Raw genomic sequence first — 25,069 nt, 5'->3', positions numbered from 1 at the left:
ATTGCCACATAAATTTTACTAACTTCTACATTATACAGGTTATTATCGCTACCGCCAAGTTTAATTATATAAATTTACCTGAAATTTATCTGAATAATAAAGAAAAGGACAGCGGCGTCCATTTCCGCTGTCCTCTGAATGTTGCTGTAAACTAAAGTTCTTTTGTTTTACTTATTGGGTCAGTCACCAAAACATAAGCCCATTTGACGTCCTGTGCGAATTATATCGCTGTCTACTGGTACTAACCGTGGCTCGGAGGCAACCTTCTCAATAGGCTCCGTAACGATCTTATCGTTTTGCAGTGATACCATAACGTTATATTCCTTGCGCATGCAAGCCTCGGCCGCTGCTACACCATAACGCGTAGAAAGAACTCTGTCGAAAGGTGTAGGCGTGCCGCCTCTTTGTAAATAACCTAATACAGTACACCGCGATTCGATACCCGTTTTTTCCTCTATCTCGCGAACCAGTTTTTCTCCTGCTCCGCCAAGACGGATGGGCTCGAAGCTGCCCTTGACCATGCGCGCGATCGACATTTCCCCGCCCACAGGTCGTGCCCCTTCAGCTACAACAATAATACTGAATTGTTTCCCAGCAGCCTGGCGGGCCCTGATTTTTCCGATAACCGAGTTGATACTGTAAGGGATCTCCGGTATCAAAATAACATCTGCTCCGCCGGCTATGCCTGAATGCAATGCGATCCAGCCAGCATAACGTCCCATAACTTCCAGCGCCATAACGCGATGATGGGATTCTGCCGTTGTATGGATCCTATCCAAAGCTTCTGTAGCCATCGCCATTGCTGTGTCAAAACCAAAAGTACGTTCTGTACACGGAAGGTCGTTATCGATCGTTTTAGGTACCCCCACAACCTTTATTCCGCATTCTTTAGCCAGCCTTGCAGCTATATTTAAGCTGCCGTCTCCGCCGATAACCACTAAAGCTTCAATACCATGTTTTTCAAGATTAGCCAATACTTCCGCGCGTTTATCATAATAAACCAATTCCCCGTTTTCTTCTACTGCAAATTTAAAGGGATTGTCGCGGTTAGTTGTTCCAAGAATTGTTCCGCCCCGCGGCAGAATACCTGAAACATCTTTGTAATCCATCAGTCCCATCCGGCCTGTCACGAGGCCGTTAAAACCATTTTCTATGCCAAATATTTCATATCCATTATTAAGAGCTGTTTTCACTACAGCCCTGATGACTGCATTTAACCCGGGACAATCGCCGCCGCCAGTCAAAACTGCCAGTCTTTTCTTTGCTTGGCTCATTGCTTACCTCGCTTTTTAATCAACGTTCCAAACCGTAAAACCTTCCGAACTGATACGGATCGATTCCGTTCCATCAAATTTATCATAACAGAGTTTTCCTTCTTCAAGGTAACCCGGCCAAGCTGTTACAATCACAAATTTCTCACTAAGTTTATGCAGCAAAGCATCAACATCAATATGAAACACCGGTACGAACAGTGTTTGCAGACGATCCAACAAAATAACTTCGCTGTCATATCCTTCCAATATGTCTGCCATCATCTCAGGTGCTTTTGCCTGACGTTCTCCAGGAGGAACCTCCAAAAATTTTTCAGTAATTAAAAGGCGGCAATCGATGTAATCCCACTTTTTCTCTTCAGCAGCTTCACGCAATACTTTACTTTTACCGCTGCCCGGTTTACCTGTTACGATAACTACTTTTACATCGTGATCTTTAACGCCTTCTACAATTTTTACAAATTCTTCTACTTGGCTCATGTCCATTACCTCCCAATTACGCTCAGCGTAAAATTTGCCCTTCACTTTCTAGTTATTGCTATATTCGCTGTTTATTTACGAAATCCTTTAAAAAAATAACATCATTCAGAAAAATCTAAATGATGTTGCTTTTTTGTTTCACATTTATCAATTTATTAATCACGTTTACGATGACTGAACCGTTCGCTGGGATCAATAGCTAAAAGCCCACTATAAACCTCACTCAGATCAGTGTTATCATTACGATTTGTAATGTACTTTTCTAATTTGCGTTTCACTCTCTGCAAAGCATTATCAATTGATTTGATGTGCCTATCCAGTTCAACGGCAATTTCCTGATAAGATTTGCCATCCAGATAACTCATCAAAACCTTCCACTCAAGGTCACTGAGAATATTATTCATCTTATTCTCAATATCAGCAAACTCTTCCCTGCTGATAATCATATCTTCAGGATTAGCAACTTTAACACCGGAAATAATATCCAACAACGTTCTATCAGAATCCTCTTCATAAATAGGCTTATTCAAAGAAACATATGAATTAAGAGGAATATGCTTCTGCCTGGTAGCTGTTTTTATAGCAGTAATAATCTGTCGAGTAACGCACAATTCAGCAAAAGCTCTGAAAGATGACAGTTTATCGCCGCGAAAATCACGGATAGCTTTATAAAGGCCTATCATTCCTTCCTGAATGATATCCTCGCGTTCGGCGCCTATTAAAAAATAGCTTCTGGCTTTAGCCCGCACAAAATTACGGTATTTATGCAAAAGATATTCCTGGGCAAGTGCGTTATCTTCTTGTTTAGCCTTTAAGACGACATCTTCATCCGCCATGTTTTCAAAAGCAGCATAGGGATTATATGGCGTTTCCGTACTCATTGGCACAACCTCCGTTTCCTAGGAATTTCCTGCATCTGTCAGCTTTTTCATTATACTCCATAGTTATGTCAGCGTCAATTTTTAGGTATTGCGCCGCAGCTTTTCAAAATGATCCAGAATATGCTCCTGCAGCCTGCCGCCAAGTTCATTACGTCCCAAACCCCTAGCAAGTCTTTCGCTGCGCTGCGCGATCTGTTTTTTTGTAAGCAGATATTCTTCACGAAATTCACGCGCCGAAATCCTATAGGCCCCACTCCCTAAAACATTCAGCTGTTCTGCATAATCACTGGTCACAACAAAAACACTGCTTCCGCTCTTAACAAGATCATATACGCGTCGTTCAATCCATGAATCAGCGGTTTCACCTTCATTCGTGAAAACAATCTCCAAAGCTCCGTTTTTTTCGAATGATGCAACTCCCTGTACTTCCTGGGCATCAAAAACAACAATTCCTGAATATCCTTTAAAAGCTATATACTCGGCTAATTTTTCTTTTAAAAGTTCACGGGCATGCTCAAGGTTCTCTTCACGGAATTTACGAAAATCCTGCCAACTGTTGATAACATTGTAACCGTCCACTACAAGCCATTCTTTCATACTTTAAAAGCCCGCCTGCACCCGGCGCTGACGTACGACCTCGTACAGCAAAACGGCACCTGCCGCCGAAGCATTCAGCGAAGAAACTCCCCCCTGCATCGGCAGACTGACAATGATATCACACTTCTCTTTTACAAGGCGTCCCAGTCCTTTTCCTTCAGCACCAACTACAATGACCATCGGGCCAGTCAAATTACTTTTGTAATAATCCTCACCGTTCATATCCGCACCGGCAATCCAAAAACCAAGTTTTTTCAATTCTTCAATCGTCTGCGGAATATTACCAATTTGAACTACTGGGACATATTCAACAGCACCGGCAGAAATTTTCGCTACCACAGCATTTAGCGGACAGCTGCGACGCTTGGGAAGCAGCACACCATGCACACCAGCAGCATCCGCCGTTCTAATCAGCGCTCCCACATTCTGCGGGTCCTGCAGCTCATCAAGCAGCAGCAAAAAAGGAGTTTCATCTTTCTCTTTTGCCAATGCCAAAACCTCTTCTAAACTGTGAAAGCGAATAGGTGCAGCTAAGGCAACAAACCCCTGATGCCGCAAGCCATCTGCCAGTTTATCCAATCTTTCAGCTTTACAAAATTCCAAAACTACGCCCGCAGTCTTCGCCAGGCCAATAATCTCACTGACACTGCCGCCTTTGATTCCGTCCTGCACCAACAGTTTATTAATAGATCTGCCGCTGCGCAAGGCTTCTGTTACAGAATTGCGTCCGGCAAGAATTTCTTCAGACATAGCTCCTCCTAATTATCACTGTTGTTTTTGTTTTGCCGCTAAAATAGCGTCCAAACGTCCGCAACTCATTGCACCTTCTCTGCATATACCTTCACTTACGCAAGTAGGACCGGCATTTTCAAATAATACCGGTGCGGCTTTTTTACATTCAGCCAGCATTTTTTCTGCAAGCTGCCTGATCTCCCACTGGGCACGATTACAGCAGCGCAGGCTAAAGAAATTCATCAAAGACCTGACATTAAATGTTGCCACAATTTTAGTTTCAGCCGCATTAGGAAGTACATAACGGGCATCCTCTGCCGGGATTCCAAATTCATCAGTAAATTCATTATACCTAGCCTGAATATCAGCCATAAGCTGTTCAAACTTAGCTTTTGCCTCAGGCCTTGAGGAAATAGTAGGAGGCATAATAGTTTCAAAATCATGCTCTTTTACATAACGCTGCGATTGCTGTGAATAAGAAGCGATACGGTGACGCACCAGCTGGTGCGTCAATACTCTGGAAACTCCTTCTATAGCGAAAGTAAATGTAACATGTTCCAATGTCGAAAAATGTCCCATTTCCACAAGTTTACGCACTAATTTTGCTGCCTGTTCATCAGACATTGTTTCTTCAAGCTGGGCTGCACCAACGGGAGAATAGCACAGACGTGCGCTCATAGCAACTGTCTTTTCCGGTTCTGGTGTGTGTCTGAGTAATTTTACTTCCATGTTAATTCACCCTTTCTTCTGCATAGCCTCAGAAATAATTACAAAAGAACGCTCTAATATCTCCTCCAGTCGTTCTTCCCTGTCGCTCAAAAATAACCAGCCCAACAGCGCTTCAAATGCTGTTCCCATACGATATTCATGTACGGAGGCGCTTTTAGGCACTATCGATTTAGTATTACGGCCACGCTTGGCAATATAGGCTTCTTCTTCCGTCAAATCCGACAGCAATGCCTCCATTGCCTTCGCCTGCATAACCGCCGATACCATTTTTGAACCCAAATCATGTATAACACGAACCTGCCCTGAGGTTGGCAGCAGCCTCAACCTTACATAAAGAGAAAAAACAACATCACCGATATATGCCAAAAGTATCGGATTAAGTTGTTTCGGTTCTCCGTAAGTCAGCCCGGCAGCCGTACAGGCTGCCAAAGCATGAGCTTTTATTTGCTGATATTGTTCAAACTTCACTGTTTTTTCCAACGTACGCCTTGAGGCGTATCCTCCAGAACAATTCCTATCTCGCTTAATTTATTACGTAAAGCATCAGCCTGTGCATAGTCCTTATTGCTCCTGGCTTCCTGGCGCATAGCAATAAGCATTTCCATCAGTGGTTCTTCCAAACCGCAACTTTCAGCTTCAACAGCACCTTGAGTTGATTCCAGTACTCCAATAATAGAACACATTTCAGAGAAAACACTTTGCAATATAGACACAAGCTTTCCATCCGGTTTACTGCCGACGCTGACGATACTTTGATGATAAATATTAATTTCCTTTGCCAAAGCAAACATATGACTGATTGCCAAAGCAGTATTAAAATCATCACGCATGGCTTCCATAAACTCGTTGCGCAGTTCCAAAACTTTTCTTCGCAGCTTCAGGCTTTCCTCTGTCGGGCCAGCATTCATCAAAGCCATTAAGGCCTGCAGATTTTCCTGAGCCGTTTTCAACCTGGACAAGCTGCGCTGCGCTTCCGCCAACCTCTCATCACTAAAGTCCAATGGACTACGGTAATGAGTGGAAAGAATAAAAAAGCGCAGTGTTTCCGGCTCATAATGCTCGAGGATATCAATGACCATAAAGAAATTACCTAATGATTTAGACATTTTCTCTTCATTAACAGTGATAAACCCGTTATGCAGCCAGTATTTAACAAAGGGATGGCAACCTGTACAGCCTTCAGATTGTGCAATCTCATTTTCATGATGCGGAAAAATCAAATCACTGCCGCCGCCATGAAAATCAAAGGTTTCTCCCAAATATTTCATACTCATTGTTGAGCATTCGATATGCCAGCCAGGACGTCCTTCACCCCAGGGACTGCTCCAGGAAGGCTCTCCCGGTTTAGCAGCCTTCCACAAGGCAAAATCCATTGGATTATGCTTTTTATCGTTGACATCAACGCGCGCACCTGCCATCATATCTTCCAGATTACGCCCGGAAAGTTCACCGTAATGCTCAAATTTTTCAACGCTATAATAAACATCGCCGTCCATTTCGTAGGCATAACCACGATCAATAAGAGCTTTTACAGTTTCAATGATTTCCTCCATATGCTCAGAAACACGCGGATATACATGTGCACGACGCACATTGAGCTTATCCATTACCTCAAAATAAGCATCTATATAACGTCCGCAGACATCACTCCATAAAACGCCTTCTTTATTGGCAGTGTTGATTATTTTGTCATCGACATCAGTAAAATTCTGTACATGCAGAACATCATAGCCCTCATGCTCCAAAAAACGGCGGATAACATCCCATGTTACAAATGGACGCGCATTACCAATATGCGGATGGTTATAAGGCGTAACACCGCAGACATAAATATTAGCTTTACCCGGATGTACCGGTACAAACTCTTCTTTTTGTTTCGTCAATGTATTGTAAACTCTAATCGTCATTCCAAGCTCTCCTCTACAGAGTAATACCTGCCTTAGCAAGGCTCGCCCTAATTCTGGCTTCTGTACGTTCCAAACCAAGCAACGGCACCATTTCAGCCAGTTCCGGGCCATGCTGATTTCCTGTTAAAGCAACACGGATCGGCATAAATACAGCTTTGCCACCCAGCTTGGTAGCTTTTTGGATAGCTTTGAAAGCAGCTTTTACAGCAGGTCCATCTAAAACTTCCAGCTTAGGCAATTCTTCGAACAGCATATTCATTACTGTTGGTACTGATTCTTCCTGCAGAACTGCAGCAGCCTCTGCATTTTCAAATTCAAATTCATCACTGAAATACATAGCGACACATTCAGGGATCTGCGCAGCAAAAGCAACATGCTCTTTGGCTGTAGCAACTACACGTTTAAGCCATTCCAGCTTTTCGCCACACTCATCACCTGTCATATAGCCGGCAGCAACCATATGCGGCTTAGCTGCGGCAAAAAAAGCTTCCTCATCCAACTGCCGCATATAGTGCTGATTGATCCAGTTCAGTTTATCGATTTCAAAAACAGCGGGATTTTTAGCGACATGCTCCATCGAAAAGGCCTGAATCAACTCTTCCATACTGAAAATCTCCTGTTCGCTGTTCGGAGCCCAGCCCAGTAATGCCAGGAAATTATCAATGCCTTCCGGCAGATACCCCAACTGACGATACTGATCAACAGAAGTAGCGCCATGGCGTTTAGACATTTTTGTGCGATCCTTACCTAAAATCAATGAAATATGACCGAATGTAGGCTGTGTAAAGCCCAGCGCATCATAAATAAGGCATTGGCGCGGAGTATTTGACAAATGCTCTTCAGCACGAATAACATGAGAAATTTTCATCAACGCATCGTCAATTACTACAGCATAATTATAAGTAGGAATGCCGTCAGATTTTACGATAACAAAATCTCCGATTCCGTTAGAGTCAAAAACGACATCGCCGCGAACCATGTCGCGGACAAGTATCTGCTGATCAGCAGGCACACGAAAACGTACGGTTGGTTTGCGTCCTTCAGCTTTGTACTGTTCTATTTGTTCAGAAGTAAGATTACGGCATTTGCCCATATAACGAGGCATTTGCCCTTTGGCAGACAAAGCCTGACGTTCTGCTTCCAGCTCTTCATCTGTGCAGTAACAATAGTAGGCCTTACCTTCAGCCAGCAGCTGATCAGTATATTTTTTATACAGTTCAAGACGCTCTGTTTGACGATAAGGACCGTATTCCCCACCTACATCAATACCTTCGTCCCAATTCAAGCCTAACCATTTTAAGGCAGCCTTGATATTCTCTTCAGATTCGCGGCTGGAACGCTCAAGGTCAGTATCCTCGATACGCAAAACAAGCTTGCCGCCCATTTTACGGGCAAACAGCCAGTTAAATAAAGCACTGCGAGCGCCGCCGATATGGAACGGTCCAGTCGGACTCGGTGCAAATCTTACTCTGATTTCATTAGACATTAGAATGATCCCTCCAAAAATACTTATCTTGAATATTATACCACAAGGGCATGTATGAGTGCTAAGTCCGTAAAGACCTCACTATGTACTCAAACGATACCACAAGGACATATATGGGTACCTCGTTTCAGTAAAGCGAATTTACATCATCCTCTGATAATACTTACAACAGCCTCTGACGCCATCCCTTCGCCCCGTCCAACAAAACCTAATTTCTCTGTTGTCGTTGCTTTTACATTGACAGCACTTCTTTCAATCCGCATTTCCCGGGCAATATTAGCCGCCATCTGTTCAATATAGGGAGCCAGCTTAGGCCGCTGTGCCATAATAGTCACATCGGCATTGTTTATCTGCCAGCCATGCTTTTGCAGTAAACCAACCACCTGCCTCAACAGCAGCATACTATCGGCATCTTTAAATTTCATATCCGTATCCGGAAAATGCCTGCCAATATCACCAAGACCCGCTGCGCCAAGCAAAGCATCCATCAATGCATGAAGGGCCACATCGGCGTCAGAATGTCCTAACAACCCTGATTCATAAGGAATCTCAACTCCGCATAAAATCAATTTACGGTCAGCAGCAAGTTTATGTACATCGTACCCGCAGCCTACACGAAACTGCGGCCAGTTATTATTTTTTTCTATCATCTTACAAGACCTCTGCTTTTACATAAATTTTCTGCCATGATCAAATCTTCCGGCGTTGTAATCTTAATATTCTCATAGCTTCCTTCAGCAACAGCAACAGCTATTCCCAAACGTTCTACCAGTGAAGCGTCATCCGTTACATTACCATGCTGTTTCTGCAAAAGCTCGTATGCCTGCTTTAAAATACTGATTTTAAAAATCTGCGGTGTCTGCACAGCACGCAGAGTACTGCGCACAGGCGTATACTGCACAAGATTATTTTCATCCACAACCTTAATCGTATCCTTAACAGGCACAGCAGCAATAGCCGCACCGCTATCGGCAGCAGCGTTTAACACTCTTTTAAAAACCTCTTTGCCGGCAAAAGGACGAGCACCGTCATGCACAGCTATATAACCATCACTCTCCGTAACTGCAGACAGAGCATTAGCAACAGAATCCTGTCTTTCCTTTCCGCCGGCCACAACACAGAAGGGCAACAGCGGATAATACTCCTTACTGTATTCCTCCAGCATCAATTCTGCTTCCTTTACCTCCTGAGGCCGTACAACAGCTATCACTCTGCTTACACAGTCTGTGTCAGCCAGCATCCTCATACACTGTACCAGAAGCGGTAATCCGCCCACGTCGGCAAAAGCTTTATTTTTACCTAATCCCAAGCGGCTTCCAAGCCCTGCAGCCGGAACAATCGCTATGATTTTTTCCATAAACACCCCCGCTATTTCAGTTTTGCGAAAATCATTCTACCTGCTGAAGTCTGCAGGACAGAAGTTACTACAACAGCAGTATTTTCACCTACCAGTTTTTTACCTCCTTCAACAACGATCATTGTACCATCTTCAAGATAAGCAACGCCCTGATTATTTTCTTTGCCATCTTTAACGACAAAAACATTCATCTCTTCCCCCGGAAGAACCACCGGTTTAATGGCGTTAGCCAGATCATTGATATTAAGCACACTGACACCTTGTATCTCGGCAACTTTATTAAGATTGAAATCATTAGTTATAATAACAGCTTCTGTCTGTTTAGCCAATTTCACCAATTTAGCATCTACTTCATTCAAATCTTCAAAATCAGTATCTTCTACAAGCAATTGTTCTTTATTTTTCTGCTGTATCTCCTGAATAAGATCCAAACCTCGGCGGCCTTTGGCCCGTTTCAGATTATCAGACGAATCTGCCAGCTTCTGCAATTCTTCCAAAACAAAGTTGGGGACGATCAAACGACCTTCCAGAAAACCTGTTTTCAGAATATCAATAATACGACCGTCGATAATGACACTGGTATCCAGTAATTTATTTTTACTGTACAATCTGTCACTCAGCGCCAACGATTTAACTGCAGCCGGTTTTACCGCACCTTTTAAGCTAGGAATACTGCGGTTAAAAAAGCCTACGATATCCTTATGCTTACGTAAAGCAACTTTCGCCCCAATAATAGAAAGCACCAGACTAAAGATCAAAGGAATATAGGGACCAATAATCGGCAAATGCGAAAAAGGCCCACCCAAAAGGTTAGCCAAAATCAAACCAATACCAATACCAAGCGTCATAACAAGAATATCACTGGTCGGCACCTTGGATAAAACGATCGCCATACGTTCCGTATAGCCCATAATATGATAAATAAGCACCGGTGCAACAGCTACACCAAGACCACCAAAAACAAAGATGCCCACAGCACCTGAAACAATAGTTGCCAAAGCTATGCCAAAAAAGCCGTTGTCATAAAGATCGTAACCAAAAAAATCCGAAATATAAGGCAGTAAATATTCAGTAAGTATGAGTCCGGTAAGCGCAAACACAACGACAATGGTCAGCTTCAAAATCCTGTTTAACATCTTTACACCTCCTTTCTTTAAATAATATGGATAATATAATATTTTACTACAATTTTCGTATTAAAAACAGCTAAAAAAATAAAATACGTCGGAAAATCCGACGTATTTCACTAAAAAAACTTATTCAGCCAGTTTTCAATATCCTGCTGTTCAGCATTTTTTACAAGCATCACTTCGCTGATCAAAATCTGTCTGGCTGTACCCAATAATCTACGCTCGCCGGTAGATAATTTTTTTTCATTCTCCTGCACCTGCAATGTTCTTATTACATCGGCAACTTCAAAAACATTACCGCTTTTCATTTTTTCCAAATACATATTAAAGCGTCTGTTCCATGTAATAGCTTTATTGTAATTATCAGGACGTTCTTCCAAAACTTTTTCAACGGCATCAATATCATCATTTTCGATAACATGCCTCAAGCCAACACGTTCCACACTGTCGACCGGAACCATGACCTTCATCTCTCCAAGAAGCATTGCCAGGATCAGATAGTCGACACTTTGACCGTCACGTTCACGCTTTTCTATTGTTTTTACTACTCCGGCGCCGTGCATCGGATATACGACTTTGTCTCCTACTGCAAACATCTTCTGCCCTCCTAAGGAACACGCTATTTTTATATGTATTTATTTTAACACCTCCTGTTATTTTTGTCAAAATTTTATTATTTTATCATAGCTCCATATTTGTGTCAATCATTTTTTATATAAATTTTCTGATTTTATTTTAAAATAAACAAAAAGAGCGGAGAAACCTCCGCTCTTTTAAGCAAAAACCTTATCCAGCGCTTCTTCCAAAGTTTTAACCTGCACAATACCATTGCAGGGTTCATCCAATGACAGCTTGCCCATTGGCAAAACAAATCTTTTAAAGCCAAGATTCATAGCATCTTTGATACGCCTTTCCGGCGAACCTATTCGTCGCACTTCTCCTGTAAGCCCCACTTCACCCATGACTAATACGCCATGCGGAATCGGCCGATTACGATAACTGGACACCAGCGCAGCAGCCACAGCCAGATCTGCAGCTGGTTCAGTGACTCTCATCCCGCCAACCACATTGACGTAAGCATCGTAAGCGCCAAAATCCATTCCTAAGCGCCGTTCCAAAATCGCCAAAAGCATAGTGACCCGATTATAATCAAATCCAACAGCAGTGCGTCGGGGCATCCCATAAGGTGTTTTGGCAACCAAAGCCTGCACTTCAACTAAAATAGGCCTGTTACCTTCCAGGCAAGCACAAACAACTGAACCGGAAGCATCGTTACTGCGTTCTTCCAGGAATAATCCTGCTGGATTACTTATTTCCTGCAGCCCACTGGCTTCCATAGAAAAAATACCGCTTTCATTTGTAGAGCCAAAACGGTTTTTCAAGGCACGCAGCACCCGAAAAGAATAGGATCTATCCCCTTCAAATTGCAGCACCACGTCGACCATATGTTCAAGCAATCGTGGGCCAGCAATATTACCGTCTTTAGTCACATGACCGATAATAAGCACGGCAATGCCGCTGGTTTTTGCAAAACGCAGCAATTTCGCCGTACACTCGCGCACCTGTCCGACACTGCCGGCTGCAGTAGGCAGCTCGCTGTTGTACATAGTCTGAATAGAATCAATTACCAACAATGCCGGCTGCACTTCCTGTGCCTGCAGTAAAATAATATTCAAATCGGTAGCCGTCATCACCAGCAGGTTTTCACCGCTGCTGCCTAAACGTCTCGCCCGCATTGCTGTTTGCGCTTCTGATTCTTCACCAGAAACATACAAAACTTTTATATTATTCCGGCTAAACTTCATGCCGGCATCCAAAAGCATAGTCGACTTGCCAATGCCCGGGTCTCCGCCCAACAAAACCAGGCTGCCGGGAACAATCCCTCCCCCAAGCACACGATCAAATTCACGGATACCTGTCTGCAGACGACTGAGGGACTGTTCCGCCACCTGATGCAACGGTTTGGGCTTAGCGGTTTCGCCTACAGGCAGGTAACTCTGTCCAGGACGTTCAGGCACGTCCATTTCTTCGACAAAGCTGTCCCATTGACCACATTCCGGACACTTTCCCAACCATTTAGCCGTTACATAACCACACGACTGACAAACGAAACGTATTTTCGGTTTTGCCATTACGGACGTTCCTCTCCAGCTGCAACCAAGGCTTCTTCCTTGTGCGCTTCTTCTTTATCAAAATAGATTTTACCAGCCTCATCAGTACGGGTCAAAATAGTATCACCGCGTTTTAATTCTGAAGCCAGATACAAATCGGAAACAGGATCCTCAACCAGTTTCCTTAAAGCCCTGCGCAGAGGCCGTGCACCATAACGCGTATCCTTGCCAGCTTTTAAAAGCTCGGCCTTAGCCTCATCAGTAACCTTGATATCAAGGCCATTTTCCTGCAAACGACCTGAAAGTTCTTTGAGCATCTGTTCGACAATTTGCCGCAGTTCTGCTTCACCAAGCGGATCAAAGACCAGAATTTCATCAATTCTATTTAAAAATTCAGGACGGAAGATTCTTTTTACTTCTTCCAATACAGCACTTTTGCGTCCGTCGTTTACCTGTTTCTCACCAGTCGCAAATCCCAACGGCTTGCTGTCCAGTAAAGCTCTGGCACCAGCGTTGCTGGTCATAATGATAACAGCATTTTTAAAATCAACAGTCCGTCCCTGCCCGTCAGTCAAGCGGCCGTCTTCCATAATCTGCAGCAGCAAGTTGAAAACATCAGGATGCGCTTTTTCAATTTCATCCAGCAAAATTACCGAATAGGGCCGCCGGCGCACAACATCTGTCAGCTGACCGCCTTCTTCATAACCAACATAACCAGGAGGAGCACCTACCAACCGAGAAGTAGTATGCTTTTCCATATATTCAGACATATCAAATCTAATCAAAGCACGTTCATCGCCAAAAAGGTTCTCTGCCAGCGCTTTAGCCAGCTCTGTTTTACCTACCCCGGTAGGTCCTAAGAACAGGAACGATCCTACAGGGCGGTTTTTATCCTTAAACCCGGCTCTGGCTCTACGGATAGCTTTTGCAACAGCGTCAACAGCCGCATTTTGACCGACCACACGCTCATGCAGCGCCTCCTCCAAATGAATAAGTCTTTTAGATTCACCTTCGGTAAGCTTACGCAGTGGAATATTTGTCCAGGAAGCAACTACTTCGGCAACATCTTCTTCACTTACCGTCAATTTACTGCTTGATCCACTGCGCTGCGACTGACGCTCACCATCAAGCTGTTCCTGCAGCTTGCGTTCTGCGTCACGCAATTCAGCAGCACGTTCATACATTTGCTGAGTAATAGCCGATTCTTTTTCAATGCGCACTTTTTCAAGCTGTTGTTCAATTTCCCGCTGCGGCAAGGAAATCTTATAGCTTTGCAGCCGTACCCTCGAACAGGCTTCATCCATTAAATCGATAGCTTTGTCCGGAAGATTACGGTCAGTGATATAACGATCAGACAGACGCACTGCCGCCATAATCGCCTCATCTGTGATTTGAATACGATGAAAGGCTTCATATTTATCGCGCAGTCCCTTCAAAATCTCAATTGAATCATTAACATCAGGAGCACCTACAACGATAGGTTGAAAACGACGTTCCAGTGCCGCATCTTTCTCAATATTTTTCCGGTATTCGTTTAAAGTAGTGGCTCCTATAGCCTGCATTTCACCCCTGGCCAAAGCCGGTTTTATAATATTTGCAGCATCAATAGCGCCCTCTGCGGCACCTGCTCCGATGATAGTATGCAGTTCGTCAATAAAAAGAATAATATTTTTATTTTCTTTTACCGCTTCCAGTAATTCTTTCAAACGTTCCTCAAATTCACCGCGGTATTTGGTTCCCGCCACCAGATACCCGATCTCCAGCGAGAACACAATTTTCTCACGCAGTATCTCCGGAACATTACCGTCAACAATTCGCTGGGCCAGGCCCTCGGCAATAGCCGTTTTACCAACGCCGGACTCTCCAATCAACACCGGATTATTTTTTGTACGCCGACACAGAATCTGAATAATGCGTTCAACCTCTTTTTCGCGGCCAACAACGGGATCAATTTTTCCATCTGAAGCCAGCTGATTGAGATTGCGGCCAAATTCCGACAGCATTTCCAACACATTGCTCTTTGTTTCCACATCGCTGTCGCCAGCATTATAATTGCCATCTGTCAATGGCTGATTATCATAAACAGCCTTAATGACCTTCATGACCTGTTCTGCCGTAACGTTAAAGCGCCGCAATACCTGAGCAGCCACGCCTTCTCCTTCACGCAACAAGCCCAACAGCAAATGTTCGGACCCTACATAGTGCAGCTTAAAAGCTGCTGCTGCTTCACCAGCAAGCTCTAAGGCCCGTTTGGCACGCGGGGTATAACTGATCATCAGCTCAGTGCTGCCAGCGGGCTCCATCCAGCTTTCCAGCTCTTTTATGACCGCCTGATTATCAATGCCAAGTTTTTCTAGAATCTTCTTGGCAAAACAATTTTCAACACTCAGCAACGCCAGCAAGATATGTTCTGTTCCAACATGATCATGACCCTTATCCAATGCAAAACGCATCGCGTCTTCCAAAATACCTTTGGCACGTTCAGTAAAACGATTCATGATCTGTTCTTCTCTAGCTTTTGGTTTCAACAGCCCATCTAAAAACTCTTTGGCATTGAAAACAGTTCCCGACAAAAAATTAGACGGAGCCAATTCTTCAACACAATCCGAGCACAGCCATTTGTCGATTTGTTTATCGTTGACCACGCATACCACGTGGACCACAGCTTCTTTTAATCCGCATTTCTGACATAACATATCAATTCACCTCACTCACGTTCTGTCATTTTAGTAATAGCCGTCTCCAAAACAGCTCTTTTTTTAGCTTCATCAGCATCCAGAATTTCCATCATATACTGCAACAGTGATTTTTCGCGCCTGCTGATCAAACGGTTAGCAGCCCAGTGCTCAATCAAATCATGCACTGTCGGCTCACAGTTCTCTTCCTGCAATTCATGAGGCATCACCCTTACAATACGGACAAAGCCGCCGCTTCCGCGTCTGGATTCGACCATAAACCCCCGTTCAGGAGTAAAGCGCGTGCTCAGCACATAACTGATCTGCGACGGTGCGCACGACAGTTTATCGGCAAGTTCATTACGCTGTACTAAAACAGCGTCCTCTCTGTCCTCTAAAAGCTGTCTGATGATGAAATTTTCTATTGCATCTGCAAGATTTCTCATCTTAATTACCTTCCTTTTATCGTTTCAGCATTAAAGTCAAACTTTTCTGCCGGCATCTATAATTAGATTAATTCTATTATATTTGACCTTTCGACTTTTGGCAAGTAAATTATTCGTGAACATCTTTTCAGCAGAAAAAAAACAAGCAGACGCATAAAACTCGTCTGCTTGATCAATTTTTTTATTTTTGCAGCTTCCTGGCAAATTCATAACCAAGCTGCCTTGCTGCTTCCAGGTCTTCTGGCTGTGCCTTCCATTTACAGGTAAAACCCGGTTCCAACTCAAAACCAGCCGCTGTCAGCAAAGCTTCCATATCTTTCTGAGCTCCGCCGGCCCAGCCATATGTACCGAAAACAGCTGCTTTTTTACCTGTTGGGTTTAAGCCTTTAAGGTATACAAGCAGACTGCCCATAGTGGGCAGCATTCCGCTGTTCAGTGTTGAAGAGCCGATGATCATACCACCTGCTTCAAATAAATCCGCAACAGCAGTACTATTCGGAGTTTCGTTCATACGCAGCAGCACAGCATCACTACCGGCACTGACAACACCCTCCAGCACAGCACGAGCCATTTGCTCCGTAGCGCCCCACATCGTATCATAGGCAATAACTACACTGCTGCCGCTCACACCTTTGCCCCAGGCAGCATATTTGGCAATAATTTCCTGAATATGACTGCGCCAGATAATACCATGGGCTGTAGCTATCATCTTTAAATCAAGCGCCGCTGCTTTCGCCAGCGCTTTATCAATTAATTTCGCATATGGCCAGAGTATATTGGCAAAATATTTTTTTGCTTCATAAAAAAGTATTCCCAGATCCACTTCATCATCAAAACGTTTAGCAGCCGCATAATGCTGGCCAAAAGCATCATTAGAAAACAAAATCCCATCATCTGCACAATAGGTTGCCATACTGTCAGGCCAGTGCAGCATTGGTAAAGTTACAAAAGTCAATTCACGTTTGCCTAATGATAATTTATCGCCATCCTTCACGACCTGAAAATCATATAAATCACCATAATGACGAATTGCTTCCGCCTTCCCTTGAGCTGTAATAAAAAACTTAGCATTCGGAGCCGCTTTGACCAGCGCCGGCAATGCCCCTGCATGATCCGGTTCCACATGGTTCACTATTACGTAATCAATTTTTCCAGGGTCGACAACACGTTCAATCTTTGCCAATAATTCTTCAGCAAACATCGCTTTTACTGTATCGATCAAACAGATTTTTTCATCCATGATCAAATATGAATTATATGAAGCACCGCGTTCCGTCTTATATCCGTGAAAATCACGCACAGCCCAGTCAACAACACCCACATCATAAATTTTAGGAGCTATTTCCAATGGCATCATTTTTTACACTTCCTTTCTGAAAAACTGCTTCTTTATTTATTATATAAGCAAATCACAGCAAAGTAAAAATTTCTTTTAACAAAAAACAGTAAATTCTACTTACAAAATTCTATGCCTGATATTATTTTCACAAAGCCCGTTCAATAACACTGTGCTGACCTTTATCAATAAACAACCCTATTTGGTGGAAACTGCTCAAACTACTGCGATGTCCAATACTGACTATGGTAGTATCCGGCATTAAAGTTTCAACAAGCTTATACATCACCGCTTCTGTCTCCTCATCTAAAGCAGAAGTAGCTTCATCTAAAAACAGCCATGACGGTTGATAGATCAGTGCCCTTACAAAAGCCAGCCTCTGCTGTTCACCGCCGCTAAGCACATGTGACCAGTCTGCTTCGACATACAGGTCTTTTGCCAGGTAGCCAATCCGACATTGCTCCAGCAACATCACCAACTCTTCATCTGTTTTATGGCAACTGCCTGGATAAAGCAACGCTTCTTTCAATGTTCCCAATGGTAAATAAGGTTTTTGCGGAATAAACATCAGTTTCTCGGCAGCAGGCAGTTCCAATTTACCATGCACATATGGCCAGATACCAGCCACAGCACGCAGCAATGTACTTTTACCGCTGCCACTTGCGCCTTTGATCAGGATATTTTTATTTCGGCCGGGTACTAAAGTAAAATTGACATTTTTCAATAAGATCCTTTCATCTGGTAATTCAACCTGCAAGGACGCAGCTACGATAGTATCGTTGCGACTTTCCATTCGTTCAAGATCAATCTGCGGTTTTTCCTGTTTTACCTCGTGCATATGTACCCCAAAACCCGTAAGACGCTCTACAACTGCCCGCCATTCAGCCAAAGAAGCATACATATCTACAAAATATGATAATGATTCCTGCACCCTGCCAAAGGCACTGGCAATCTGGATCAGGCCGCCTAATGTTATTTCCTTACTTAAGTAACGCGGCATAGCCACTACGAAAGGGAAAATAATTGCAATCTGTGAATAGCCGGAATTAAGCCAGACCAACTGTTTTTGTTTTTCTACTATCTTCCAGAAATTATCCAGCAGCAATTTAAAACGCTTCTTAAATACGCCGCCTTCCTGTTTCTCACCGCTGTAAAACGCTACACTTTCAGCATTTTCCCTCATTCGCATCATACTGAAACGAAAATCCGCTTCATAACGTTGCTGAACAAAATTCAGCCCTACCAGTTTTTTACCAATCAAATGAGTAAGCCCTGTGCCAACAATGGAATAAACCAAGGCTACCCAAACCAGATAGCCTTCAATATGCCATACTTGCCCCGCCAAAGTAAATTCCAGTGAACCTGACAGTTCATATAAAATAAATACGAAAGACACAAAAGTACAAAAAGCCTTTAAAACACCGATACTGAACTTTAACGTCATCTCAACAAACAAACGCACATCCTCACTAATACGCTGGTCAGGGTTATCAGTATCAGAGCCGAACATCTGCAGACGATAGTAGGTCTTATTTTTCAACCATTCATCAATATACCTGTTAGTCAGCCAACGACGCCAGTTAAGCACCAGTACCTGCTGCAAATAAAAGGCATAAACTGCCAGAATAATGTAGATCACAGCCAGCCAGCCGAAATGTATCAGCTCATCAAAAATAAGTTCGGTCTGGTAATTTTGCAGTGCATTATAAAAGGAATTGTTCCATTTATTCAACAGCACCAGCATATACACTACGCCTAAAGTTAGTGCTATGATTGCCGTCAACAGCAAATAAGCCTTTCCCTTTTCTTCTGACTGCCAATAACTTTTGGTCAGGTACCAGACATCTCTGAGAAATTTACTTTTATTTTTTAATTCATTCATCTGCTTTTACCTCTAAACACTCTTTGTCAGAAATTTTCAGTTACCTTTTTTAAATACCACATAAATAAAAAAAATCCTGCAAAAAAATAATGCCCCGTCTTCAAGACGGGGCATTATATATTTACAAAACACCTAAATTTATTCTTCGCTGTGTTTTTTTCTGTTGAAAATACGTTCAACGACAACGAATAATACCGGGATCATAAAGATACCGATCATCGTAGCAAAGGTCATACCGCCAACAACGGCATTACCCATAGAAACACGGGCACCGGCACCTGGACCTGTTGCAATCGCCAAAGGCACACAGCCAAGAATGAACGCGAAGGATGTCATCAGAATCGGACGCAAACGCAGTCTGGCAGCATCAAGCGCCGCTTTAACTACAGGTTCGCCATTTTCCATGTTCATCTTTGCATATTCTACGATCAGAATCGCATTTTTAGCATTCAGACCAATCAGCATGATCAAACCGATCTGCATATAAACGTCGTTCTGCAAACCGCGCAGATACTGAGCGCCAAAACAGCCAAGGGCGGCAACAGGCACTGACAGCATAACTGCCAACGGGATAGTCCAGCTTTCATACAAAGCTGCCAGACACAAAAATACGAAGATCAGAGAAATAATGAAAATCTGTGTTGATCTGTTTCCTGCTTCCAGTTCGTCACGGCTCTGATCTACCCATTCATAGGTATAAGTAGTCGGCAAAATTTCTGCAGCAGTTTCTTCCAGTGCAGTCATAGCCTGACCTGTACTATATCCTGTAGCAGGGTTACCAGCTATTTTAATAGCTCGTACACCGTTGAAGCGGGTTACAGTAGCAGAACTTGTTTTACCTTCGTCAGTAACCAAGGTATTAAGAGGCACCATATCGCCGTTATTGCTGCGTACAAAGAAATAACGCATATCATCAACATTCGTACGATATTTTGCATCCGCCTGCATAACTACTTTCCAAGTACGGCCAAAAGCATTGAAGTCATTGATCTCACTGCCGCCGAGGAAAGTCTGTAAAGCTGTAAATACGCTTGCTACAGGTACATTTAGAGACTCTGCTTTTTCACGGTCTACGTTAAACTGATAAACCGGCGTATTAGTATTAAAGGTGGTATAAGCCATACCAATTTCAGGACGTTGATTGGCTTTAGCAAGAAATTCGTTAGCAACTTCCTGCATCCGCTCCATATCGTCACCGCCCAGATTCATCAGGTACATACTCAAACTGCCTGTGCTGGACGCACCCGGTAATGCAGGCGGATCAAACGCCATAACGCTTACCTGCGGCATTTGGGCACCGATGCCGTAAATCTGCGGCACTATATCCTGAGCACTGTTATCACGTTTGTCATAATCTTCCATCGCCGCAACGATCAGACCGGCACTGGACTTAGGGGCGCCAGTAAGGATATCAAAGCCAGATACTTCCATAACATATTTAACGCCCGGCAGCGACTTGATCTTATCACCCAGCTCCATCATAGCCTGAATACCACGATTACTGGATGCACCCTCCGGCAAATTAAATGACGTTACAGAATAACCCTGATCTTCACTTGGCACAAATCCGGTAGGAGTAACCTTAGCTACCCAGCCCAATAAAATAACCATAACCAGCAAAACGGCCATTGAGATTTTTGCATGACGGATACATTTTTCAACATTTTTAACATATTTACTTAAAGTATTGGCAAACCAGACATTGAACTTATGGATAAATTTACCAATAGGTCCTTTGACTTCGTCTTTATCATGCGGTTTCAACAGCAATGCACACAACGCTGGAGTCAGAGACAATGCTACGATAGCTGACAGCGCCATAGAAACAGAAATCGTTAAAGCGAACTGTTTATAAAGCTGACCAACAGTACCGCCGGTAAATGCAACCGGGATAAATACTGCTGCCAAAACGAACGCAATCGCCACAACAGGACCGGAAACTTCTTTCATCGCCCGATAAGTAGCTTCTTTTGGAGTCATTCCATTATCCTGGATGTGATGCTCAACTGCCTCAACAACAACGATCGCGTCATCAACAACGAGGCCGATAGCAAGAATCATCGCAAACATTGTTAAAGTATTGATCGAAAATCCCATCAGCACGAACGCACCGAAGGTACCAACCAAAGAAACAGGAATTGCCAGCAGCGGGATAAGCGTTGCACGCCAGCTGCCCAGGAAAATAAATACAACAAGAATAACCAGCGCCAAAGCTTCAAAGAAAGTATGAGCTACTTTTTCCAGCGCTTCGCGTACGAACTGGGTATTATCCTGAACAATAGTCAGCTCCATACCTTCCGGAAAACGCGTTTCAGCATCGGCCAATACGGCTTTGATGTTATTGACGGTTTCCAAAGCGTTAGCGTCGCTTGTTAAGTAAACAGGGAAAACAACAGAAGAACCGCCGTTCAGATAACCAGCAACGTTATCACTGCGGGCACCAGCTTCAATTTTCGCAATTTCTTTAAGCTTCAGGTTATTGCCGTTTTGAGAACGGACAATAATATTACCAAACTCTTCCGGAGTCGACAAACGCCCCTGGGCATTAGCAGAATATTGGAATTCCTGCTGCTCCGCTGTAGGACGCGTACCAATAGAACCAACAGGAGCCTGAATGTTCTGACTCTTGATTGCATTGGAAACATCATCTGCGGTCACACCCAACTGAGCCATTTTATCTGGCTGCAGCCATAGGCGCATTGCGTATTCCTGACCAAAAATATCAATACTGGAAACACCCTTAACGCGTTTGCAGGCATCAAGGAAGTTTGTCATCGCATAAGATGTAAGAAACATCGTATCAAACGTTCCATCAGGTGAGTGCAACGCAAAATACATGATGGTCTCGGCAGATTTCTTGGCTGTCGTGATACCGTAAGCACTTACCTCTGACGGCATGGAGGACGAAGCCTGAGAAACACGGTTCTGCACCTCTACAGAACCGATATCTGCATTTTTATCAAGATTGAAATATACGTCAAGTGTGTATTCGCCTACGCTGGTACTAGTAGAGTTCATGTACAGCATATTTTCTACACCATTAACTTTTTGTTCGATCGCCTGCGCAACAGATTCCTCAACAACCTCCGCACTAGCACCCACATAGTTCGTAGAAACGGCAATGTGCGGCTTGGTGATATCCGGGTATTGAGCAATTGGCAGGCTGAATCCGGCAATAGTACCAAGTAAGGTAATAAGTATTGCCAGCACTATCGCAAAGACCGGACGGTCTATAAAAAAGCGTGCCACAACTAGTTACCTCCTTAGGATTCTTTCAAAGATACAGCAGTATCCAATTCTGCCTCGGTCATCGGTTCAGGTTTTACCTCAGAACCCTGTTTAATTTTGTTGATGCCTTCGACAACAACCGTTTCGTTGCCTTCCAGACCACTTTCAACCAGCCACAAACGACCGATACGTGGCCCTAATGTAACTTCGCGCATGGATACTTTATTATCATCGCCAAGTACATAAACAAATTTCTTATACATAAGCTCGGTTACAGCACGCTGCGGAATCAGCTTAGCGTCATGTACAGTACCGCTGTTGGCCTGCAGATGAGCAAACATGCCAGGCAGCAGGATCTTAGCAGGATTTGGGAATTCAGCTTTCAGCGACAAAGTGCCTGTCCCCTGCGTAATGCTGCGGTTGACCTGATCGACACGGCCTTTTTCAGAATAAGTACTGCCATCGCTCAAAACGATCGTCAGATTTTCCAACGACGCTCCACCTGCATCATTATGAGCGCTCAGAAGTTTTAAATATTCGTTTTCTGCCAGACTGAATTCTACAAATACCGGATCTGTATTAGAAATAGTAGCAAGAACAGTCTGACCGGCAGTAACATAGTTGCCTACAGAAAGATCATTGGTATCTATACGTCCGTCAAAAGGCGCAACGACATTAGTTTCTCCCAGATCAATATTGGCATTTTCCAGCAAAGCCTGCTGTGCATCAACAGCAGCCTGCGCCTGTTCGGCCTCAGCGACCCTGTTATCAAGCTCCTGCTTGGAAACAGCGTTCTGCTCATATAGCTTTTTATAACGCTCCAGATCACGGCTGGTACGAATCAAAGTTGCCTGGGCACTGGCAAGTCCGGCCTGTGCATTCAGAACTTTTGCCTGATATGTACGCTGATCAATAGTAAACAAGGTCTGTCCCGCAGTTATTTTTTCACCGCCCAGGAAATACTTTCCTGTGATCTGTCCACTGACCTGCGCCATCAAATTGACTTCTTTCTGCGCCTGCACAAAACCTGTATAGTCATAAACGATCGGCGTATCGCGTTTGATAACTTCCATCGTTTTAACCAACGTTGCCTGTGGTGCCTGCTGCTCTTTGCTGCAGCCAGCCAAAGCCATCACGGTAAATGCCGCTACCGCAACAGCCAAGGCCTTTTTCCTTCGGCCTTTATCAAAAAAACTCAGCATAAATATATCCTCCTCACGTATTCAAAAAAACGGCTGCGCCCTGTAAAAAGGCGCACGGCTCCGCTATTTTCAAGAATACTCTTATTATAGTTTATCGTAATTATAAACGCAACCGCTATTTTAACCGATTAAAGCCTTTTTTCTTAATTTTTCGTATTTTTTCTCTGTTTTTCACTATTTGCTGACTGACCAGTCAGTTCTCTTTAAAATAATTCCGGTTTCAGTAAAAACTTTTTCAGATCGCTTGCAGCCACCGTTGCTTCCAACCACTCGCCGGTTTCACTTCGCTGACAAAACACAAAATTAGTCCCGTTATAATACCAGCTTTCAGGAATACCTTTACTGAAATCCACCTTATCTTTCTTTGTCAGCAACCTTAAAACAGGAAGTAAATCGGCATCACGTAAATTCAAAACATCACCAAGTGCCAATTGTGCTCCAGTTTGTACATCAATATTTAATGGTATCTTAGCAAAAATTTCTTTTTCACCTTCATCCAGTACACCAAAAAACACCATACTGATAAACTTTTCACTGACGAAGGTCAATGTATAATCAAGTTCGCAGCCTCCAGTTGACAGATTCTGCAAATAAGGACCAGCAATAATCGCAAAATCTCCATTGAGCTTATTTTGCACCTCAGGCGCCGCAATCGCAGTAAAAACAGGATAAGTTACGCTGCTGCTGTCATGCACCGCCTGCCTCGGTAAAATCCGCCAGTTTTTTTCATTATAGCTGCGATGGAATTTGTCGTCTTTATTTTTGCCGCCGCTGTAAAAAGTTTTACTTTTTAATTTCCATCCACTGCTGTCATCATATGACCACACCCCGGCCAGCTTGCCAAGCAGGTCTTCCCTGTTTAACCCACTGATGTTCTGCAGCGACAACAGTTCCAAAATCCCGTCCTGCTCCATATCTACAGCAACCAGCGAATGTATTTTCCCGACATACGGGCGTCGATACCCCTTTAATAAGGTACCGTCAACGTCATAAAGCCCACGCTGTTCATAAAACTCTTTCTCTTTGGGAAGCAGTTCATAATTAGTGCTGCCGTCTGCAAAAGCAATTTTACTGCGAAAATCCGGCATAAATTCCGCAGTTGCCGCTACACCTGCATTATCGCTGCCAGTAAAAATCTCCTTCACCGACTTAGGATCAGCAAAGTCAATGATACGATATTCTATACTGCCATCGTCGCCTCCCTGTCCAACAGACAAAATCAGCTGTTCGCCTCTGCCAGTAAACCTTGCTTTTTCTAAACTGCAGTCGTAACCGCCATTAATACTTGGTACATATGCCGTCAGCAATTCAGAGTCACTGCCTTTTAAAAGCAATAAAAAATCATTCCTGTAACTGCTGCCGCGAGTCATCTGACCGCCATACAGTTCCACAGTTTCCAGACTGCTGTTACCGTCAACATCCAGCTGCAACAGCGTCAGCGGTTCCTGCTCAGCCTGCTGTGCCGAAGCACTGTTCATACTGACCAGCAGTCCAGCTGCAAACATGGCTGCCGAAATCATTTTTTTCAAATTTATGATATTTCCCATGCGGGCCTCCGTTCTAAAAAATACTTTCATCTTTATACATTATACCAATTCCTTTACCTTACTGAAAGTTTT

General features: G+C 43.6%; 21 protein-coding genes. All 21 read right to left on the bottom strand.

Annotation, left to right across the window (positions count from 1 at the left end; all coding sequences use genetic code 11):
- Positions 1 to 179: 179 nt before the first annotated feature.
- A complete protein-coding gene (locus tag PFJ30894_RS05065) occupies positions 180 to 1,274 on the bottom strand; it encodes a 6-phosphofructokinase (protein ID WP_021717372.1) in 1,095 nt (364 codons plus the stop codon).
- A 15-nt stretch (positions 1,275 to 1,289) separates the two neighbouring features.
- Entirely contained in the window at positions 1,290 to 1,751 is a 462-nt protein-coding gene (gene brxF, locus PFJ30894_RS05060) for a BREX-3 system P-loop-containing protein BrxF (protein WP_021717371.1), read from the bottom strand.
- Positions 1,752 to 1,906: 155 nt separating this feature from the next.
- A complete protein-coding gene (gene sigH, locus PFJ30894_RS05055) occupies positions 1,907 to 2,632 on the bottom strand; it encodes an RNA polymerase sporulation sigma factor SigH (protein ID WP_021717370.1) in 726 nt (241 codons plus the stop codon).
- An 81-nt stretch (positions 2,633 to 2,713) separates the two neighbouring features.
- The gene (locus PFJ30894_RS05050) at positions 2,714 to 3,229 is read right to left on the bottom strand and encodes an NYN domain-containing protein (protein ID WP_021717369.1); all 516 of its coding nucleotides are present in this window, start codon (positions 3,227 to 3,229) and stop codon (positions 2,714 to 2,716) included.
- Positions 3,230 to 3,232: 3 nt separating this feature from the next.
- Positions 3,233 to 3,979: a 23S rRNA (guanosine(2251)-2'-O)-methyltransferase RlmB gene (gene rlmB, locus PFJ30894_RS05045; RefSeq protein WP_125669202.1), complete on the bottom strand. Its 747-nt coding sequence runs from the start codon at positions 3,977 to 3,979 to the stop codon at positions 3,233 to 3,235.
- Between the two features lie 15 nt (positions 3,980 to 3,994).
- Positions 3,995 to 4,690, bottom strand: a complete 696-nt coding sequence (gene thyX, locus PFJ30894_RS05040; RefSeq protein WP_021717367.1) for an FAD-dependent thymidylate synthase — start codon at positions 4,688 to 4,690, stop codon at positions 3,995 to 3,997.
- Between the two features lie 6 nt (positions 4,691 to 4,696).
- Complete coding sequence (locus PFJ30894_RS05035; RefSeq protein WP_125669201.1) at positions 4,697 to 5,158, bottom strand: Mini-ribonuclease 3; 462 nt, start codon at positions 5,156 to 5,158, stop codon at positions 4,697 to 4,699.
- Positions 5,155 to 6,597 carry a cysteine--tRNA ligase gene (gene cysS / locus PFJ30894_RS05030; protein WP_046430478.1) on the bottom strand — a complete coding sequence of 481 codons (1,443 nt, stop codon included), beginning with the start codon at positions 6,595 to 6,597 and terminating at the stop codon, positions 5,155 to 5,157. The genes PFJ30894_RS05035 and cysS overlap by 4 nt, the downstream gene beginning before the upstream one ends.
- A 13-nt stretch (positions 6,598 to 6,610) precedes the next feature.
- Complete coding sequence (gene gltX / locus PFJ30894_RS05025; protein WP_021717364.1) at positions 6,611 to 8,083, bottom strand: glutamate--tRNA ligase; 1,473 nt, start codon at positions 8,081 to 8,083, stop codon at positions 6,611 to 6,613.
- Positions 8,084 to 8,229: 146 nt separating this feature from the next.
- Positions 8,230 to 8,733, bottom strand: coding sequence for a 2-C-methyl-D-erythritol 2,4-cyclodiphosphate synthase (ispF, locus tag PFJ30894_RS05020; protein ID WP_113077267.1), 504 nt, complete (start codon positions 8,731 to 8,733; stop codon positions 8,230 to 8,232).
- Positions 8,730 to 9,440 carry a 2-C-methyl-D-erythritol 4-phosphate cytidylyltransferase gene (gene ispD, locus PFJ30894_RS05015; protein ID WP_125669200.1) on the bottom strand — a complete coding sequence of 237 codons (711 nt, stop codon included), beginning with the start codon at positions 9,438 to 9,440 and terminating at the stop codon, positions 8,730 to 8,732. Before ispD ends, ispF begins: the two co-directional genes overlap by 4 nt.
- Before the next feature lie 11 nt (positions 9,441 to 9,451).
- Positions 9,452 to 10,576, bottom strand: coding sequence for a PIN/TRAM domain-containing protein (locus PFJ30894_RS05010; RefSeq protein ID WP_021717361.1), 1,125 nt, complete (start codon positions 10,574 to 10,576; stop codon positions 9,452 to 9,454).
- A 110-nt stretch (positions 10,577 to 10,686) separates the two neighbouring features.
- Positions 10,687 to 11,166, bottom strand: coding sequence for a CarD family transcriptional regulator (locus PFJ30894_RS05005; protein ID WP_021717360.1), 480 nt, complete (start codon positions 11,164 to 11,166; stop codon positions 10,687 to 10,689).
- A 177-nt stretch (positions 11,167 to 11,343) separates the two neighbouring features.
- Positions 11,344 to 12,702: a DNA repair protein RadA gene (gene radA / locus PFJ30894_RS05000; RefSeq protein WP_021717359.1), complete on the bottom strand. Its 1,359-nt coding sequence runs from the start codon at positions 12,700 to 12,702 to the stop codon at positions 11,344 to 11,346.
- Positions 12,702 to 15,182: an ATP-dependent Clp protease ATP-binding subunit gene (locus PFJ30894_RS04995; RefSeq protein ID WP_125669936.1), complete on the bottom strand. Its 2,481-nt coding sequence runs from the start codon at positions 15,180 to 15,182 to the stop codon at positions 12,702 to 12,704. Before PFJ30894_RS04995 ends, radA begins: the two co-directional genes overlap by 1 nt.
- Before the next feature lie 206 nt (positions 15,183 to 15,388).
- On the bottom strand, positions 15,389 to 15,802 hold the full coding sequence (locus PFJ30894_RS04990) for a CtsR family transcriptional regulator (RefSeq protein ID WP_021717357.1): 414 nt from the start codon (positions 15,800 to 15,802) through the stop codon (positions 15,389 to 15,391).
- A 181-nt stretch (positions 15,803 to 15,983) separates the two neighbouring features.
- Positions 15,984 to 17,159 carry an FprA family A-type flavoprotein gene (locus PFJ30894_RS04985; RefSeq protein ID WP_021717356.1) on the bottom strand — a complete coding sequence of 392 codons (1,176 nt, stop codon included), beginning with the start codon at positions 17,157 to 17,159 and terminating at the stop codon, positions 15,984 to 15,986.
- Positions 17,160 to 17,286: 127 nt separating this feature from the next.
- The gene (locus PFJ30894_RS04980; protein WP_125669199.1) at positions 17,287 to 19,020 is read right to left on the bottom strand and encodes an ABC transporter ATP-binding protein/permease; all 1,734 of its coding nucleotides are present in this window, start codon (positions 19,018 to 19,020) and stop codon (positions 17,287 to 17,289) included.
- 138 nt (positions 19,021 to 19,158) lie between these two features.
- Positions 19,159 to 22,269, bottom strand: coding sequence for an efflux RND transporter permease subunit (locus PFJ30894_RS04975; protein ID WP_021717354.1), 3,111 nt, complete (start codon positions 22,267 to 22,269; stop codon positions 19,159 to 19,161).
- Positions 22,270 to 22,283: 14 nt separating this feature from the next.
- Positions 22,284 to 23,450 (bottom strand): efflux RND transporter periplasmic adaptor subunit, encoded by a 1,167-nt coding sequence (locus PFJ30894_RS04970; protein ID WP_021717353.1) that lies wholly within the window; start codon positions 23,448 to 23,450, stop codon positions 22,284 to 22,286.
- A 203-nt stretch (positions 23,451 to 23,653) separates the two neighbouring features.
- Entirely contained in the window at positions 23,654 to 24,997 is a 1,344-nt protein-coding gene (locus PFJ30894_RS04965; protein ID WP_125669198.1) for a hypothetical protein, read from the bottom strand.
- Between the last annotated feature and the right edge of the window lie 72 nt (positions 24,998 to 25,069).

Origin of the sequence: Phascolarctobacterium faecium (assembly GCF_003945365.1) — a bacterium.
Lineage (GTDB): Bacteria > Bacillota > Negativicutes > Acidaminococcales > Acidaminococcaceae > Phascolarctobacterium > Phascolarctobacterium faecium.
This window is presented reverse-complemented; position numbering and strand designations above follow the sequence as displayed.

Excerpts from the sequence above, each read along its gene's own strand:
- ispD (WP_125669200.1), bottom strand. The coding sequence starts at position 9,440 with ATGGAAAAAATCATAGCGATTGTTCCGGCTGCAGGGCTTGGAAGCCGC.
- PFJ30894_RS05065 (WP_021717372.1), bottom strand. The coding sequence starts at position 1,274 with ATGAGCCAAGCAAAGAAAAGACTGGCAGTTTTGACTGGCGGCGGCGAT.
- radA (WP_021717359.1), bottom strand. The coding sequence starts at position 12,702 with ATGGCAAAACCGAAAATACGTTTCGTTTGTCAGTCGTGTGGTTATGTA.
- gltX (WP_021717364.1), bottom strand. The coding sequence starts at position 8,083 with ATGTCTAATGAAATCAGAGTAAGATTTGCACCGAGTCCGACTGGACCG.
- PFJ30894_RS04990 (WP_021717357.1), bottom strand. The coding sequence starts at position 15,802 with ATGAGAAATCTTGCAGATGCAATAGAAAATTTCATCATCAGACAGCTT.
- rlmB (WP_125669202.1), bottom strand. The coding sequence starts at position 3,979 with ATGTCTGAAGAAATTCTTGCCGGACGCAATTCTGTAACAGAAGCCTTG.
- PFJ30894_RS04980 (WP_125669199.1), bottom strand. The coding sequence starts at position 19,020 with ATGAATGAATTAAAAAATAAAAGTAAATTTCTCAGAGATGTCTGGTAC.
- thyX (WP_021717367.1), bottom strand. The coding sequence starts at position 4,690 with ATGGAAGTAAAATTACTCAGACACACACCAGAACCGGAAAAGACAGTT.
- PFJ30894_RS04985 (WP_021717356.1), bottom strand. The coding sequence starts at position 17,159 with ATGATGCCATTGGAAATAGCTCCTAAAATTTATGATGTGGGTGTTGTT.
- sigH (WP_021717370.1), bottom strand. The coding sequence starts at position 2,632 with ATGAGTACGGAAACGCCATATAATCCCTATGCTGCTTTTGAAAACATG.
- brxF (WP_021717371.1), bottom strand. The coding sequence starts at position 1,751 with ATGAGCCAAGTAGAAGAATTTGTAAAAATTGTAGAAGGCGTTAAAGAT.
- PFJ30894_RS05010 (WP_021717361.1), bottom strand. The coding sequence starts at position 10,576 with ATGTTAAACAGGATTTTGAAGCTGACCATTGTCGTTGTGTTTGCGCTT.
- PFJ30894_RS04970 (WP_021717353.1), bottom strand. The coding sequence starts at position 23,450 with ATGCTGAGTTTTTTTGATAAAGGCCGAAGGAAAAAGGCCTTGGCTGTT.
- PFJ30894_RS05050 (WP_021717369.1), bottom strand. The coding sequence starts at position 3,229 with ATGAAAGAATGGCTTGTAGTGGACGGTTACAATGTTATCAACAGTTGG.
- cysS (WP_046430478.1), bottom strand. The coding sequence starts at position 6,597 with ATGACGATTAGAGTTTACAATACATTGACGAAACAAAAAGAAGAGTTT.
- ispF (WP_113077267.1), bottom strand. The coding sequence starts at position 8,733 with ATGATAGAAAAAAATAATAACTGGCCGCAGTTTCGTGTAGGCTGCGGG.
- PFJ30894_RS05005 (WP_021717360.1), bottom strand. The coding sequence starts at position 11,166 with ATGTTTGCAGTAGGAGACAAAGTCGTATATCCGATGCACGGCGCCGGA.
- PFJ30894_RS04965 (WP_125669198.1), bottom strand. The coding sequence starts at position 24,997 with ATGGGAAATATCATAAATTTGAAAAAAATGATTTCGGCAGCCATGTTT.